Raw genomic sequence first — 17,093 nt, forward strand, 5'->3', positions numbered from 1 at the left:
AAGATTTTAAAAATTTGCATTAATTCCAAAAGTCATCGATTTTGTATGAGGAATTCCATAACCTGCCACACCAATTCCTCCAGCACTTAAACCAGAAACCTCATAGTCAAAACCAGTAAAAGAAGTTAGAGAAAACAAATTTTGACCTACTAAATAAAATCTTAATTTATTCATACCAAGTTTTTTAGAAAAGGCATTGTCAAAATTATAACCTACTGTTATGGTTTTTAGTCTTATGTACGAACCGTCCTCAACATAATAACTGGATGGTTGTAATTCATTGTTACTATTTAAAGTAGATAATGCCGGAATATTCGAATTTGCCTTACTAGGTGTCCAGGCATCTAGGGTGTTTGTACTATGATTAAAACTGAAATAATCAAAATCACCTATAGAACGTTGGGCATTATATAAATCATTCCCTTGTTTTCCGTCAAAGAATAGTACTATATCAAATCCTTTGTAAGAAGAATTTAAGTTGATTCCATATATAAAATCGGGATGAGGATTACCAATGATTGTTCGGTCAAATTGATCAATTTTTCCATCAAGATTAACATCTCTAAATCTAATTCTACCAACAGACTTTCCAGGTTGATCAGCATGAACAGCTACTTCTTCAGGAGTTCTAAAAAGACCATCAGCAATTAATCCGTAAAAAGAGGCAATTGGCGATCCTTTTTTGGTTATTGAAACTCCATTTAGTAAAAAATTGGACTCAGTATCTAAACTTTCAACATTGTTTTTATAGGTTGAAAAATTCAAATCAACACCATATTTAAAATCATTTGAAGAATTACTTTTGTAACTCAACACCGCTTCAAAACCTTTATTACTTACCGAACCTGCATTAATTAATGGCGGTTGACTTTCTCCATTTATAGATAAAGCAATTGGTCTTAAAATTAAATCATTAGTAGTTTTCATATAAAAATCGGTTTGTAACGAGATTCTTTCGTTAAAAAACCCTAAATCAAATCCTACGTTATATTGCTCAGTTGACTCCCATTTAAGATCGGGATTAGCTTGACGAGATTGCAAAACACCACCTGAAGTACCTATTCCTGTTCCGCTAATGTCGTAGTCTGAAAACTCGACTACATTACCAACAGTATTGTCTACATAACTTGAAAGATAGGAGTAATCCGCGATTTGATCATTACCATTTACACCCCAAGAAGCTCTTAATTTGAAATTAGAAACGTACTTATTGTCTGTTAAAAACTTCTCGTTTTTTGCATTCCAAGCTACCGAAGCTGATGGGAAAATACCATATTTATTATTTTCTCCAAAACGGGAGGATCCATCTCTTCTAACCGTTCCCGATAGAATATATCGGTCATCAAAAATATATTTAACAGAACCAAATTGTGATATCTTGAAGGTTTCTACTTTCCCTACTATTGTTTTATATTGTGCATTATCATTAATCACATAGCCAGCAGGATCAGTAATATTCACTCCATTAATTTGATTATTATGAAAATTTTCTTGTCTGGCGGAATTTTCTATACCTCCTAATAATGACAACCTATGTTTTCCAAAACTTTTATCATATTTTAAAGTATTAGTAAAAATGGTTGCTAGATAATCATTATCCACATCATCAGTAGTAATTTTCTGAAATACAGAAGGAATTGTTCCGTTTGTAGAAAAAGCTTCGGTTGCTGTGTTAAATCTATAAGTGCCTTTATCGAAATTTAAAGTTGTATTGAATACTAATCCTTCAATAATTTTAAAATCTAAATAAGCATTTCCCAAAAACCTTTGATTCTTTTGTTCGTTTTTTCTATTACTCCATAAATTTGCTACAGAGTTTGGTTTATCCTGCATACCACCCGTTATTATAGTAGCATAATCACCCAAATTAGAATAAACAGGTAGCATTGGGTTTTGAAGAATGGCATTTTCAAATTCGTTCGCTTTTACCTCATTAAATTTTGAGTACAAGAAATTTTCACCAATAGTTACTCTTTCGTTAAAAAGTTTATAAGAAGCATTTATTCTCGCATTAAATCGGTCATAGCCAGTATATCTTTGAATACCATTATCTTCTGAATAACTCAATTGAGTGTATAAGCTCAAGTTTTCAGTCCCTTTTCGATATCCAAAATCAGTATTGTTTGAAAAGGTATCGTTGGTAATTTCATCAACCCAACTAGTATTAGCCGTTGTTTGTAAGCCATTTGGATCTAAATATTGAGGTATAGTAAAACCAGTACCATTATTTATTAAAACCGGATGAGTAGGAGTTGCAATCCCGGCTCCAAGCTGAGCTTGATACTCTACATCGGCCCATTGTTGAGAATTTAATAAGCTAATTTTATCTCTTAACTTATTGACTGTTACTTCAGATTTAAAAGTAAATTCTGAAACTCCTTTTTTACCTTTTTTGGTGGTCACTACAATTACACCATTTGCAGCTGAAGTTCCATAAATGGCTGCTGAAGCACCATCTTTTAATACCTGAATGGATTCAATTTCTTCAGGATTTAGCGAAGATGAACTTGTGGTTTGTACCCCATCAATTACCCATAGCGGTGCAGAACCACTGGTTACAGTTGTTAATCCTCTAATAATAATTTGAGAATCATTACCTCCGGGTGTTCCACCTGAATTGATTTGCAAACCAGCTACTCTACCTTGCAAGGCACTCAAAATATTAGGAGTGGGTTCTTGTGAAATATCCCCCATTTTAACAACAGAAATAGCTCCTGCAATATCTGATTTTTTCTCCTTAGAATAGCCCGTAACAACTACTTCAGATAGAGTATTTGAACTCGATTGTAATTTAATGGTATAGCTGTTTTTTGAAGTTACTTTTATTTTAGCCTCTAAATAACCGATATAAGAAACGATCAAATTAGCCCCTTCATCAACAGAAATTTTAAATTGACCATCTATATCTGTTGCTGTTCCTATTTTTGAACCTTCAACAAGAACATTAGCGCCTGGTAAAGGCTGACCGTCGTCTGCCAAGACAGAACCTGTTATTTGTCTTTGTTGCCCTGAAGCAATAAACACTAAGAAAAACAAACATATTGAGAATATGTTTTTCTTGTTTTTAAAATACTTGATTTTCATACATTTTATAGTTTAGTTGTTAGTTTATAAATTTGAATTCATTTTTAATTTTCTTTTACATTTATTATTTACTGGTTAGTTGGTTTATTATTACATTTTTAAGTTCGAAATCAGAATTTGCTTTAGCTATTGAAAAAGAATCCATTGGTTTATCTGAAAAATAAATTTCAGTCATCACCGTTTTTCCGTTATCATAAAATACTTCGATTGAAGTTTTATCAATTACTACTCTCACTTCAATTGTATCAAAATCAGAGAAGAGGGGTGCTTTTGAAATTTTCTTGGCAAATTCTTGAGAAAAAGAAATTTGACTTGCCTTTTTTCTGTCCACATAAAAAAACTTTTCCTTTTTATTAATTCCAAAATGAATCGCATTATTGGCGGCATTAGAAAGCACAAAATCATACTGATCATCCACTAAGGCATTCATGGTAAAACGAATGTCTAAACGTGTCATATCTACTGTATTTTTATCAATAATTACAGTTGTTTTGTCAATTGTAATAAGTTCCTTTTTGATAGTTTTTGAAATGTATTTATCCAATTCTTTTACCGGTTGAGAAACAATTCGATAATGACCATCGGTATTTAAAAGTTTCAATTCTCTAGGAATGGTAGTTGCACTTCTCCAGTTTTTTGTAGGTACCTTATTAGCATATTCCCAATTCGACATCCAACCTATAAATAATTTACGGCCATCAGCATCTGGAATGTTAGACCAGGTAACTCCTGCGTAATTATCCTTGCCGTAGTCAAGCCACAAAGCGCCAAATTGTTTTAAATCTTGGCTAAATGAATTATCTAGTGTAAAAGTTTTTCCATCAAAATCACCGACAAAATATTGAGTAGCCGATCCTCCATTTGGACCTCCTGGATTAATACTTTGTAAAAGCACCCATTTCATTTCGGCCGAACCTTCAACTTTAACCGGAAAAAAATCTGGACATTCCCATGGGGCACCGTGAGCACCAAGATTTTTACCAAATCCAGAAGCTAATTCCCAATCAATTAAATTGGAGGAACGAAATATTTGTATTTCCACATCGGCAGCCAGAACCATTATCCATTGGTTATGAATCGCATCCCATGTCATTTTTGGATCTCTAAAATCTTTGAGATTTGGATTTTTAATTACCGGATTATTCTTGTATTTGATCCAAGTCATTCCTTCATCTAAAGAATAAGCAATAGCTTGCGATTGAAAATCTATTGCTCCAGTTTTTGCTTTTACTTCATCATGATACGTAAACATTGCGACTATTGGAGGATTCTTTAAACTCCCAAATCCAGAAGTATTATTGATGTCAACCACTGCGCTTCCTGAAAATATATATCCCTTCTCATCTGGATAAAGTGCAATTTTTTCTTCTTTCCAAGACATCATATCTTTACTTGTTGCGTGTCCCCAATGCATTGGTCCCCATACATTATCATCTGGATAATGCTGAAAATATAAATGATACAACCCTTTGTGAAAAAACATTCCATTGGGGTCATTCATCCAACCCTTTTTAGGTGTGAAATGAAAATTAGGTCTATATAATTCTTCATTGGTTACTACTTTTTCAATACTTGTTTTGGTAGAACTGCAACTATTCATTACAACCAACATTAACATAAAAGATATTCTTTTAAAAAATCCTATTTCTGATATATTCATCATAATTTTTATTTATTAATCAATCCCTTACTTACGTCTTCCAGAGAGATTCCTTTGGTTTCCGGCATCATAAAAAGGACAAACAACAATTGGAAAACCATCATAAAAGCAAAAAAGGCAAATACATTTCCAACACCAAAACTGGTAAAAAGAATAGGAACCATAGATGGGATAATAGCGGCTAATACCCAATGGACGGAACTACCAAAGGATTGTCCAGAAGCTCTCAAATGATTAGGGAATATTTCAGAAATAAATACCCAGATAACAGCTCCTTGTCCAATAGCGTGAGAAGCAATAAACAGAAATAAAAACCCAGGTACTGCCAACCCTGTCCAGTTTAAGTAAAAAGAGGTGGCTACCATCGAAAGGGAGAAAATATAACCAATAGATCCAAAAATCATTAATTTACGTCTTCCCAATCTATCTATAAGATACACTCCAATCAGTGTGAAAATTAAATTGATAAAACCAATACCAATACTACTCAACAAAGCCGTTTTTGCGCCTAAACCAGCTTCTTCAAATATTCTGGGTGCATAATATAAAAAAGCGTTAATTCCGGATAATTGATTAAAAGCAGCAATCAAGAAAACCAATAGCAGTTGAAAACGGTATTTCTTTATAAAAATATTTTCGTTCAAAGGAGTAGTACTACTATTACTACTGAGTTCATCCATAATACTTTGAACGTCTTCTTTGGAACCAATTTTATCAAAAATAAGTTTTGCTTCATCTGTTCTTAGCATAGAGTACAACCATCTTGGGCTTTCGGGAATACTAAATGCCATCAGCGTATAAATTATGGACGGAAAAACCTGAACACCCAGCATCCATCTCCAAGCGTTTACACCTACATCACTTAGAACATAATTGGATAAAAAAGCGCAAAGAATACCAAAAACAATATTAAATTGATACAATCCCACTAAACGACCCCTATCCTTGGCTGGCGCAATTTCTGATATATAAGCTGGTGCAGCAATCGTTGAAGCTCCAATTCCTAAACCTCCCAAAAACCTAAAAAAAGCAAAAACAAACGGATCATTTGAAAGGGCTGAACCTGCTGCTGAAATAGAAAACAAAATACCTATAATTAATAGTGTCTTTTTTCTGCCTAATGTATTAGTTGGAATTCCTCCAAAAATAGCACCTATAACGGTTCCCCAAAGTGCCATTGCCATTACTACAGAACCATGGAAAACATCACTTGAATTCCATAACAACTGAAGCGTTTTATCTGCTCCTGAAATCACTACTGTATCAAAGCCAAATAGAAATCCTGCAAAAGAAGCAATGAGTGACCATCTCAAAATTTTATTATTCATAAATCGTGTTTTTAATTATTACCAAACATATTATTAAACAGTAAGATAACGTTTTCGTAATGTATCCATTTACTTCAAATTTGTTACATAACGATTAAAAACCTGACTAACAAGTAATTAACAATAAATTATTCATGAGGTAGTATAGTATTGTAACATAAAATTATAATTTTGAAACAAAAAATAAATCCCAAAACAAACTTTGAATAATTTAACTGGTTTTAAATTATTGATACTGTTTTTTTATTGCAAAATATTTATACTTATAGCAATACTTCATTTTAAAAACAACACTATAGAGCTATAAAAAATAAAGAACGTTAATGCTATACTTTGCTAAAAAGTGTATTAAATGTTCATAAATACAAGCTCTTTAAAAATTAAAATAGTTAACGCTTTTTGTTCCTTTTTAAGGAGTAAGCTGAATCAATTATAACGTTCAAGAATACTCTTAAAAAAAAATAGACTACACAACAATATTAAAAATATCATCATGTAATCTATTCAAAATGGGAGATGGTATTCTCCATCCAGAAAACAACATCGTATTATTCCTTTTTTCTAATTTTTTCTAATAAGAATACAGAAATACAATCAATTACTATTCGTAGTATAGGGTTAATTTAAAACTAAGAAAAGCATCTGATATTCTTAATTTCTTAGTACTACTCAACAATTATTTTAGCATCAAACAATTCATTTTTCAAAAATCCTTTTATGATATAAACGCCTCTAATGGCATTATTTCCATTATCCATAATACCATCCCAATGAATTATTGTATTATCAGCATCTAGAATAGTCTCCATTTTTTTTACTGGAAATCCTGTTATGTCAAAAACATAAGCATAAACTGGAGTCGCCTTAGTTATATTACTAAACTTAATATTGAAATTTTCGCTTGACGGATTCGGAAAGACAACAGGATGAATTATTTCATTTTTTTTTTCAATTTGCTTTGAAGCAGATGCCGTGCCGCCTCCTTGTATATTGTATATTTTTAAGTCGGTTGCAGTTGCTGAACCGCCCTGAGCATATAAATCGATTAAATTATTGCTAGTTGAAGGAAAAGATCGTGTTGCAAAAGCTAATTCTTCATTAACAAATACTTCAATTACTGACGCATCGACAAAAATCCTCCATCTAATATTTCCCGCTGGTAATACATAATTGGTCGATTGATTAGACAGCGGAACTCCCGTTAAAACAGAAGATTTACTTCTGTCTACAACAAAACTACTTGTGGTATAATCATAATAAATTAAGGTTTGTTCTCCAGTTGACGTATTTTTATTTAGAGAAAAACCAACTTTTGTAGCAGTTCCTGGATTAATAGTAGCCACGATTTCGTATTGAGATCCAGTTGAATTATTTAATGAATTGGAACTGTTTTGATCAAAAACTACATTGGTAAAATTTTTTGAAGTTCCTCTTAGACTCAATACATTTGGATGTGGGACTTGTTTAATTTTACCATCAACTAATGTCCAAACTCTGGGTAAACTAAACAAGTGTGCCCAACCTTGCTCCTTATGTTTTGCAGAAGTAACACCGTCCGGAATAATTCCTATTGCCGTTAAATTCCCATTGGCATCGGGATGAATAGAAGGCGACAATAATTGATTGATTACATCTAATCGTTCCGGAACGGGATTATCCTTAACAAATTGCGACCCATTAAAATTCCCAGTCCAATACAACGCATTCGCGTTAGGAAGTTTGTTAATCAGCACAATTGATTTGGCACCAAAATTATAATAAATAGGCATTTCCCAAAATTCTCCTGTTCCATCAACTGAAGGATTTCCCTCTAACATTGTACCTTGAGGAGACCATTGTTTAAAATCGGATGAAGTTGATTTATACAAATACAACCCTCCTCTCGATGTTCCGCTTCTCAAACCCGAACCAATCATCATATACCAATCTGAATTGTGTTGAAATACAAAAGGGTCTCTAAAATCAGCATTGGCTGAAGTAGTTGGTGCATTTTGTATAACAGCAGAAGTATTTTTTGTCCAAGTATCGTAAGGCGCAGTTGAAGTGGCAAGTCCTATTGCGGCTCTGGCTTTATTTACACCAGTATAAAAAATATAAGGTTGACCATTACTAATTATAGCATGTCCAGACCAAATTCCCACTTCGTCAAATCCGGGTTGTGGCCATAAAATTTGTGGTTTTTCTTCCCAGCTTACTAAATCACTACTCACATAATGTCCCCAATTGATATGTTCTAAATAAGGTCCATTCAAATTTCTTTGACTAAAAATATGGTATTTATTGTCGATATATAGCAAACCATGCGATTCGTTAGTCCAACCGGCAGAGGGCATTAAATGGTATTTTGGTCGATGAATATCATTGGCAAATCGAGTTGCTGTCGGGATTTTAAGATCTGGATCTGATGGGGTATATTTATTGTACTGCGTTACTATCTCGGCTGCTGTCAAATCTTTGTTCCAAAGGGCTACTTGATCGATTGCTCCCGTTAAACCATTAGTATCAAATCCAGCGATTGTTTTAGATTTTGATTCTTTTCCAATATAAATGGTGGCGTTATTATCCCATAAAAGAGTACCAACATCAAACGTGGTGCTTTTGATTTGAACTCCATTCAAATACAACGAAGCCGTTCCAGTTGAAGCATTAATATTCAATGCAAGATAACTCCACTTTTTAAGTGCTACTTCTTGATCAGATAAAATTTGAATGACATTTGTACCAACTTTAAATTGGCCGATTATTCGTCCGTGGTGATTGATTCCCAAAGCGATTCCTGCACTAGTGGAGGTATTTACATTTGAAAAAATAGCGGCATTTGTATTTTCGGTAATTGGATCTAAATCTTTTCTCTGAACAGGGAACGCTGATGGCGCTATCCAGCCAGAGACGCATACTTTTGAAGTAGGATAAGCCACACTTGCACTTCCGGTAGCCCATCCATAAAAACCATTAACCCTTAGCGAATTACCCTCAACACCTGCTATTCTTTCTGCAGAACCAGAAGGACCACTGATATTAAAACTTGCTTTAGTATTAGTTTCAGAGAGGGTTTGCCCAGAAGTCTCATTAAAACTAAATGATAAAAGCGCTGTAGACCCAGTTGGGTTAGGATTTGGTTTTGGTGTCGGACTTGGGTCCTTTTGAGATTTACATCCAACAAGTAGAATGCTTAAAAGTAGAATTGCAGTAAACGTTTTCATTTTAGAATAATTTTATTTAAAACTACTTTAAAACTCCACGAAACTAATTAAGTATTGTTACAACAATTCTAACAGGTACAAAAAAAAAGTAACTCCAATAAAACAAGGAGTTACGAAATAAATTTATCTAAAAATCGATATTAAAATGTACTTAAAATTATAATATCTATAAAAATGTTACATAGTTTATGAGCAAATTAATTACTTCTGAAGTCTTTTGGAGTCAGTCCATATTTCGATTTAAAGGTAGTCGAGAAATAATTTGGAGAAGCAAAACCACAAGAATAGGCAATCTCTGATATATTCATTGAAGTTGAAATTAGTAATTCTTTTGCTTTCTCTAATCTAAAATTATTAATATAGTCACCAACACCTATACCTAAAACTGCTTTTACTTTTCTATAAAGTTGTACTCTGGATATGTTTAATTTACTGGCAAGTTCTTCCACAGAAAAAGAAGATTCGTCAAGATTATTCTCTAATATTAAATTGATTTTATTTAAAAACTCTCTTTCAATTAAACTAAGACCGTCGTTTTCAATTTTATTTGTGTTATTAGTATAATAATAGCGTAACTTTTCTCTGTTAAATAATAAGCCTTTTATAGATTGTTTTAAAACTTTAAGATTAAATGGTTTGGTCAAAAATAAATCAGCTCCAACCTCTAATGATTTTATATAGGTATTATTATCATCCATTGCGGTTAAAATGATTACTGGTATATGGGAAGTAATCATGTTCGTTTTCAAGGCTTCACAAATTTGAAAACCATCTTTTTCTGGCAAATTCAAATCACAAACAACAATGTCTGGAATCAATTCTAAGGCCTTTTCAATCGCTTTAATTCCATTAGATCTGATAACCGTGTAATCATCTTTTAGTTTTACAGCAATAAAATCTAATAAATCAGGATTATCTTCAATAATTAAAATCGAATGTTTATTTTCTGTAATTAGAGACGTCGCGCTAGGTGTTAATTCTGTATCCAAATACTCATATCCATTTTCACTATCTAATATATAATTACTTTCATCAATAATTTTAGATTCATCTAGATGGCTCTTACCAATTTTCAAATAAACCGAAAATTCAGCACCATTGATTGACTTAACTTCGATAAAACCTTGGTGTAAGTCAACAAAATTTTTAGATAAGTTTAATCCAATTCCGGAACCATTTTTAGAGTTGTTAGAACCTTGAAAAAAGGGATTAAAAATTTGATTTATTTCTTGTTCAGGAATACCAATCCCCGAATCTTTAAAATTAATTTTAACACTCTCTTTATCGTTCTCTGTACTTATTTTAATTTCAATTTTCCCTCCATCAGGTGTAAACTTGAAGCAATTAGACAATAAATTATAATACACCTTGTCCATTAGATTTGGATCAAAATAAACGTCTAATGCTTCATTATCTGTTACAATGGTATAATTAATGTTTCTTTTGTTAGCCTCTCCTTTGAACTCTTTAAACATATTTACTGAAAATTTCCAAAGATTATTCTTTGATAATTTTATAGTGAAATTTTTATCTTCAACTTTTCTAAAATCTAATAATTGGTTAATCAGTCGAAGTAGTCGCAAAGAATTATTATACATAATATCTAAATCCTTTTTGACAGAAATACTTTTATTATGAAATTCATCGTGCAAAGATTCTACCGAACTCAATATCAAGGTTAAAGGGGTTTTAAATTCGTGTGATATTCCAGTAAAAAAATTAATTTTGGATTCATTACTTTCTTTCAGTCTCTCCACAAATTTTTCAATTTCATTCCTTTGACTGGTAATTTTAACATTATTTACCTCTAACTCCTGTTTCTTCTTTTTAATGGAATAAATAGAATAAATACTAAAAATAGCCAAACAGAATATTACAACCAAAAGAAAAATTAATATCTTAATAAGATTATATAAGGTGAAATAATCTTTTTCCTGTTTTTCAATTACATTTTGTTGCGTTTCTATATTAGATTGCTGAACCGTAATTCTATCAAATTGATTACTCATTATATCAGCATTTAAGGAATCAATCAAAATAGTATTTAGTATATTATTCTTAGGTACTATTTCTTTGTTGGCAAGTTTAATGGCAAGTTTAATGGCTTCGCTACCTCCTGTTGGATATAATATGGTAGCCGTTAACCTTCCGTCTTTAACAGCTTGAATACCTCCATTTGGGTCATTCAATCCATCTATCCCAATAAATTTTATTTTATTTTCTCTGCCTTTTTGTTTGGCTACCTCCCATGCTTGAAGCGCAATATTATCATTAAAAGCAAAAACATAATCTATTTTTGGCATTCTATCCAGCAGCTTACTAAAATCGTTATTAAGGGATCCTAGATCCTTTGCGGTTATATTTACCGCATTAATATTGGGGTATTGATCTATAATTTGTTTGAAACCTAAACTTCTCTCTAAGCCTGGAGAAATATCTGTAGTCGCCTTAATTTCAACAATATTTGCATGAGCCTTAGACATCGAAACGATATATTTCCCAGCGATATGACCAACCTCTACGTTATCTGCTCCTAAAAATGAAGCATAATTGGTTGTATTAACCTTTCTGTCGACAATAATTACAGGAATACCTTTTTTATTTGCTTTTTCAATTACTGGTACAATTGAATCTGATCCATAGGGCGCTACAATGATAACATCCAATTGGTCATCAATCATTTTTTCAATATCTTCAATCTGCTTTTTAGTACTACTATTAGCATTATAAATAGTCAAGTCGATTTCTGGATGAAGAGAAGCTTCGACTTTGACGGTATTATCCATCGATTTCCTCCAGCTATCATCCTCAGATATACTTTGAGAAAATCCAATCGAAATAGTTTGTTGATCTTTAGTATTTGAATTACAGGAAAACAATGTAATTAGTACTAATATTAGATATATTCTTCTTGACATAAAATTTGAGGTATTCATAAAATTTATATTGAGTACGCTAAGAATTTAATTTCACTAAGTAAGTCTTACTTTTCATAAAATTTTTTAAAAATAATGCACTCTATAAAAGAGGTTAGTACTATTGAGCAATTATTTTTAATTAGGTGATTTAATAAGCTAAATCAAAAGTTAAACAAAAGTAATTATATTTATAATAAATTAAGAATTTTATATAAATTTCTTTAATTATCGTTAAGAATCCTAATTTAAAAATTATTTCTCTTATTCTTTATGATTTAATATATATAAAAAACCTAAAATTATTTTTGAAAAAACAACATTTATTTGCCAATAGTAACTATATAGCAACAGTATACTAAAGCTATGGATAGTGTATTAAAACGCATAAAATGAAACAAAACAAGTAAGAGCATGTGTGTATCCAAAAGATGTACAAAACATCACAGAAAAGACATATCGACAAGGAAGATTGTATTTTAACAAAATCAAAAAGGATCTTAACAAAGAACCCCATCAATTGATTTCAATTGAGGAGTTCTGCAAGTATTCAGGTCTTCAAATGGAGCATATTTTGAGATGCATTGTAGGATAGCAAGATTCATCAGCGATTAGTCTAATCAAGTATAACTATAAGTAACCAGTTCAATAAATAGTACGATTATCTTGAATTAAGTCTTTCAAATCAAAGTGAAATTTTGTATCTTAAATATATAAAAAGGGTATAAAACGAATTAAACTGACAGGGGTACAATTCAAGGCACTTTGAAGAAAATTACTAAAAAACTAGTGAAATCAAGCTATAAGGAGATTTTAGAGACGCCCATCTTCTCCACATTTGTAAACCACAATTACTTATTACAAAGTAATTTGCGGTTTTTTTATTTTAACCAAAAACACGTTTCAATCCGAAATCGTATAATTTCAAAGAATCTTTTCTACAAAAAATTATCAATACTTGATTTTACCAATATGTCGCATTACGCGAACAATTCTGGCTTTTCGATTATTGATGTAGGAAGAGGAACCTGTAGCTTTATATTTCCTTGGATTAGGCAAAATAGCCGCAATTCCGGCAGCTTGCATCGGCGTAAGACTGGAAGCATCTTTTCTGTACCAATATTGAGTTGCTGCTTGCGCTCCGTATATTCCGTCTCCCATTTCGATACTATTCAAATACACCTCCATGATACGCTCTTTACCCCAAATTAATTCTATTAAAACGGTAAAATAAGCTTCTAATCCTTTTCTGAAATAACTTCGGCCTTGCCAAAGAAATACATTTTTGGCGGTTTGCTGTGAAATAGTACTTCCTCCTTTTATTCTTCTCCCTCTTTCGTTGTTCTTGTAGGCTTTTTGAAGTGCATTAAAATCAAACCCGTTATGCGTAAGAAAAGTTCCGTCCTCACTGGCTATAACGGCTTTTTGCAAATTCATAGAAAGATTTTCAATAGGTTCCCAATCATGACTGTAATACACTTCTTTACCGGCTGCTTTATTTTCGATGGCACGAATTACCATTAAAGGAGTAAATGGCACTGGGACGAATTTAAAAAGCAGGACGAAAAAAAGTGATAATCCGAAGAACCATAAAAGTGCCTTAAACAAAAACCGCTTCACTTTATCCATAAGGCCTAGCGTTTCTTTTTTTTGAGGTTGTCTTGTTTTTTTTGGTGTTATTTTTGTTGCCATTATACTAATTCTGCTAATTCTGTTCCTATTAAACTTCCTATTGCCACTCCCATTCCTCCTAATCGTACCCCACAATATACGTTTTCTGATAATTGTGAAACGATTGGATTTTTACTGGTCCCAACTCCCATAATACCGCTCCAACGATGGGCGATTTCAACTTTTCGATTAGGCAAAATTACTTCTTTTAATAATTGTTCCAATTTATTTTGAATAATTTCTGTTTGTCCAAACGCTGTAGTTGTTTCCGTTTCAAAATCAAGATTTCGTCCTCCTCCCAGCAAAATTCTATCATCAATGTTCCTAAAATAATAATAACCTTTATCTAAATGAAAGGTTCCTTTTATATCTAAATTTGTTATTGGCTCTGTAATCAAGACTTGCGCTCTGGCAGGTTTCACAGCACCATTGGTCAAGGAATTTGCAAAACCATTAGTAGCAAATAACAGTTTTTTGGAAGTGAAACTAAAATTTCCCAGCGCCACTTCAACTCCTTTTTCTGATTCAAAATAAGAAGTTACTGTTTGTTGATTCAATATTAATATATTTTCGGAAACGGCTTGTTTTAGCAAAGCCTGCATCATATTTCCGGTATCTATTTGTGCTTCAAATGGGTTAAAAACTGAATATTCATGAATTCCTTTAAATTCAAAACGATCAACTTCTTTGGTAAAAACATCCGTTTTAAACAGTGGTCTCAGAATTTCATTTATTAATGGTAATCTAGCCAAACATTCGTGGTAGGTGCTTTCGTCTTCTTTTAAAAATAACTCATAACCGCCAAATGGTTTAAAATCAATTACAGTATCACTTAGTCTTTTTCGCAACAATTGCAGTCCCTGCCAACGTTTTTGAACGAGACGAAAAACATCCTCTTCCGAATGGTTTTTTAAATCATCTATAATTTCCGAAAGGCTTCCAAAACAGGCAAATCCAGCATTTTTTGTACTGGCTCCTTGTGGCAACATTCCTTTTTCTAACACTAAAATTTTACTGTCCGGAAATTTTTCGCGCAAGCGCAATGCAGCATGTAAACCCACGATTCCGCTTCCAACAATCGTATAATCTACCTGGGTAAACCAATTTTTTAATTCCCAATAGCTGAGTTGCATCTGACTAATTTTTTATAAAAATAATATTTTTAGTCCACTAATAGGCTTCCCTTTATATTTTTTCAATAATAATGTTAAAAACAGAAGTTGTCTTAAATTGCCATGCAGATTTTAGAATATAATGAGTAATTTTAAACTCGTAAAAATAATTCTAATTATGAAAAAAATACTGATTGTAACCTTAACACTGATGAGCTTGAATGCAATGGCGCAAAATGTAATGACTCCCGAACTGCTTTGGAAATTGGGAAGAGTAACTCCATTAGGAATTTCTAAAGACGGAAAAAATATTGTTTATCAAGTAGCAACTCCTTCGGTAGAAGAAAATAAATCGAATACAAAGTTCTACATTTTACCTGTGAATGGCGGAAACCCAACGGAAGTTGCCTCTACGAAAGAGCTTTTGAAGGATAAAAATACGTCTCCTGACGGAAAATATACCGTTTATAATGAAGCCGTAAAAATCGACAAAGTACATGGAAAAGATTTTTATCCTGAACTAGAAAAATCGAATGTTCAAATTTATAATGGTCTAGACTATCGCCATTGGGACACTTGGAATGAAGGGACATTCAATCATGTTTTTTATAAAGAAAATAAAGAAGGTGCTACTGGAATTGACATTTTGAAAGGAGAAAATTTTGATAGTCCACAAAAACCTTTTGGAGGAGATGAAGATTACATTTGGTCTCCGGACAGCAAAAGCATTCTTTATGTATGCAAGAAAAAAGCAGGAACACAATATGCCATTTCTACTAATACTAATATTTATGAATACAATTTAGAAACAGGAAAAACCAGCAATAGAACCGAAGAAAACCTAGGTTACGACATTGCTCCACAGTTTTCACCAAGCGGGAATTTAACTTGGTTACAAATGAAACGTGACGGTTATGAAGCCGATAAAAATGATTTGATTGTTAGCTTCAAAGGGATGAAAATCAACTTAACAGCTAATTGGGATGGTAGTGTTGATAATTATATGTGGAGTGCTGATGGTAAAAAAATCTATTTTGTAGCTCCAATCGACGGAACAAAACAGTTATTTGAAGTTAATTTTCCGGGCTTGACCAAAATAGCCATAAATGTACACCAGATTACCAATGGTGATTTTGACGTGAATGATTTAGTAGGTTTTTCAGGTGATAACCTAATTGTTACTCGAACAGATATGAATCATGCAGCGGAAATTTTTTCTTATAATTTAAAGAAAAACAGTTGGAAACAATTGTCAAATGTAAATACGGCAACATATAATTCATTGACATTAAGCAAAACCAAAAAACGTTATGTTACCACTACTGATGGTAAAAAAATGTTGGTTTGGGTGATTCTTCCGCCAAATTTTGATGCCACAAAAAAATATCCTACGCTTTTATTCTGTCAAGGCGGCCCACAGTCCCCTCTGACACAAAGCTATTCATTTCGTTGGAATTTCTCTTTAATGGCAGCAAATGGTTATGTTATTATTGCACCAAACCGTCGTGGAATGCAAGGACACGGCGTAGCCTGGAACGAGCAAATAAGCACAGATTGGGGCGGACAAGTAATGGATGATTATTTATCGGCTATTGATGATGTGTCCAAAGAAAATTATGTAGACAAAGCAAGATTAGGCTGTGTAGGCGCAAGCTACGGAGGCTATTCTGTGTTTTATTTAGCCGGAATTCACAACAACAGATTCAAAACGTTTATTGCTCATGATGGCGTTTTTAATACTCAAAGTATGTTTGGGACAACCGAAGAAGTTTTCTTTAATAACTGGGATTTTGGCGGAGCTTATTGGGAAAAAGAAAATGCAGTGGCTCAAAAAAGCTACACTATATTCAACCCAATTACTTTGGTTGATAAATGGAATACTCCTATTTTGATTATTCAGGGAGGAAATGATTTTCGGGTTCCTATCGGACAATCGCAAGAGGCGTTTCAAGCAGCACAATTGCGAGGAATAAAAAGTAGATTTTTGTACTTTCCTGAGGAAAACCATTGGGTTTTGAAACCTCAAAATGCACAAGTTTGGCAAAAGGAATTTTACAAATGGCTAAAAGAGACCTTATAAAATACCTCCTTATACTAAATAAAAAACCTCCCCAATTTGG

Annotated in this window: 8 protein-coding genes; 1 reads left to right on the forward strand and 7 read right to left on the reverse strand. The window is 32.6% G+C overall.

Annotation, left to right across the window (positions count from 1 at the left end; all coding sequences use genetic code 11):
- Positions 1 to 6: 6 nt before the first annotated feature.
- From O6P34_RS03415 to O6P34_RS03445, 7 genes are all read right to left on the reverse strand, one after another.
- Positions 7 to 3,084, reverse strand: a complete 3,078-nt coding sequence (locus O6P34_RS03415) for a SusC/RagA family TonB-linked outer membrane protein (RefSeq protein ID WP_269685926.1) — start codon at positions 3,082 to 3,084, stop codon at positions 7 to 9.
- Between the two features lie 64 nt (positions 3,085 to 3,148).
- Complete coding sequence (locus tag O6P34_RS03420) at positions 3,149 to 4,747, reverse strand: glycoside hydrolase family 32 protein (RefSeq protein WP_269685927.1); 1,599 nt, start codon at positions 4,745 to 4,747, stop codon at positions 3,149 to 3,151.
- A 5-nt stretch (positions 4,748 to 4,752) separates the two neighbouring features.
- Entirely contained in the window at positions 4,753 to 6,072 is a 1,320-nt protein-coding gene (locus tag O6P34_RS03425) for a sugar porter family MFS transporter (protein WP_269685928.1), read from the reverse strand.
- A 665-nt stretch (positions 6,073 to 6,737) separates the two neighbouring features.
- Entirely contained in the window at positions 6,738 to 9,275 is a 2,538-nt protein-coding gene (locus tag O6P34_RS03430; protein ID WP_269685929.1) for a GH32 C-terminal domain-containing protein, read from the reverse strand.
- A gap of 197 nt (positions 9,276 to 9,472) precedes the next feature.
- The gene (locus O6P34_RS03435; protein WP_269685930.1) at positions 9,473 to 12,193 is read right to left on the reverse strand and encodes a hybrid sensor histidine kinase/response regulator transcription factor; all 2,721 of its coding nucleotides are present in this window, start codon (positions 12,191 to 12,193) and stop codon (positions 9,473 to 9,475) included.
- Between the two features lie 948 nt (positions 12,194 to 13,141).
- Positions 13,142 to 13,882: a monofunctional biosynthetic peptidoglycan transglycosylase gene (gene mtgA / locus O6P34_RS03440; protein WP_269685931.1), complete on the reverse strand. Its 741-nt coding sequence runs from the start codon at positions 13,880 to 13,882 to the stop codon at positions 13,142 to 13,144.
- Positions 13,882 to 14,994, reverse strand: a complete 1,113-nt coding sequence (locus tag O6P34_RS03445) for an NAD(P)/FAD-dependent oxidoreductase (RefSeq protein WP_269685932.1) — start codon at positions 14,992 to 14,994, stop codon at positions 13,882 to 13,884. Before O6P34_RS03445 ends, mtgA begins: the two co-directional genes overlap by 1 nt.
- A 157-nt stretch (positions 14,995 to 15,151) precedes the next feature.
- Between O6P34_RS03445 and O6P34_RS03450 the strand changes: the two genes are divergently transcribed.
- Positions 15,152 to 17,053, forward strand: coding sequence for a S9 family peptidase (locus O6P34_RS03450; protein WP_269685933.1), 1,902 nt, complete (start codon positions 15,152 to 15,154; stop codon positions 17,051 to 17,053).
- Positions 17,054 to 17,093 lie beyond the last annotated feature (40 nt).

Origin of the sequence: Flavobacterium lacustre, from assembly GCF_027474525.2 — a bacterium.
GTDB lineage: Bacteria > Bacteroidota > Bacteroidia > Flavobacteriales > Flavobacteriaceae > Flavobacterium > Flavobacterium lacustre.

Excerpts from the sequence above, each read along its gene's own strand:
- O6P34_RS03415 (WP_269685926.1), bottom strand. The coding sequence starts at position 3,084 with ATGAAAATCAAGTATTTTAAAAACAAGAAAAACATATTCTCAATATGT.
- O6P34_RS03420 (WP_269685927.1), bottom strand. The coding sequence starts at position 4,747 with ATGATGAATATATCAGAAATAGGATTTTTTAAAAGAATATCTTTTATG.
- O6P34_RS03425 (WP_269685928.1), bottom strand. The coding sequence starts at position 6,072 with ATGAATAATAAAATTTTGAGATGGTCACTCATTGCTTCTTTTGCAGGA.
- O6P34_RS03430 (WP_269685929.1), bottom strand. The coding sequence starts at position 9,275 with ATGAAAACGTTTACTGCAATTCTACTTTTAAGCATTCTACTTGTTGGA.
- O6P34_RS03435 (WP_269685930.1), bottom strand. The coding sequence starts at position 12,193 with ATGTCAAGAAGAATATATCTAATATTAGTACTAATTACATTGTTTTCC.
- mtgA (WP_269685931.1), bottom strand. The coding sequence starts at position 13,882 with ATGGCAACAAAAATAACACCAAAAAAAACAAGACAACCTCAAAAAAAA.
- O6P34_RS03445 (WP_269685932.1), bottom strand. The coding sequence starts at position 14,994 with ATGCAACTCAGCTATTGGGAATTAAAAAATTGGTTTACCCAGGTAGAT.
- O6P34_RS03450 (WP_269685933.1), top strand. The coding sequence starts at position 15,152 with ATGAAAAAAATACTGATTGTAACCTTAACACTGATGAGCTTGAATGCA.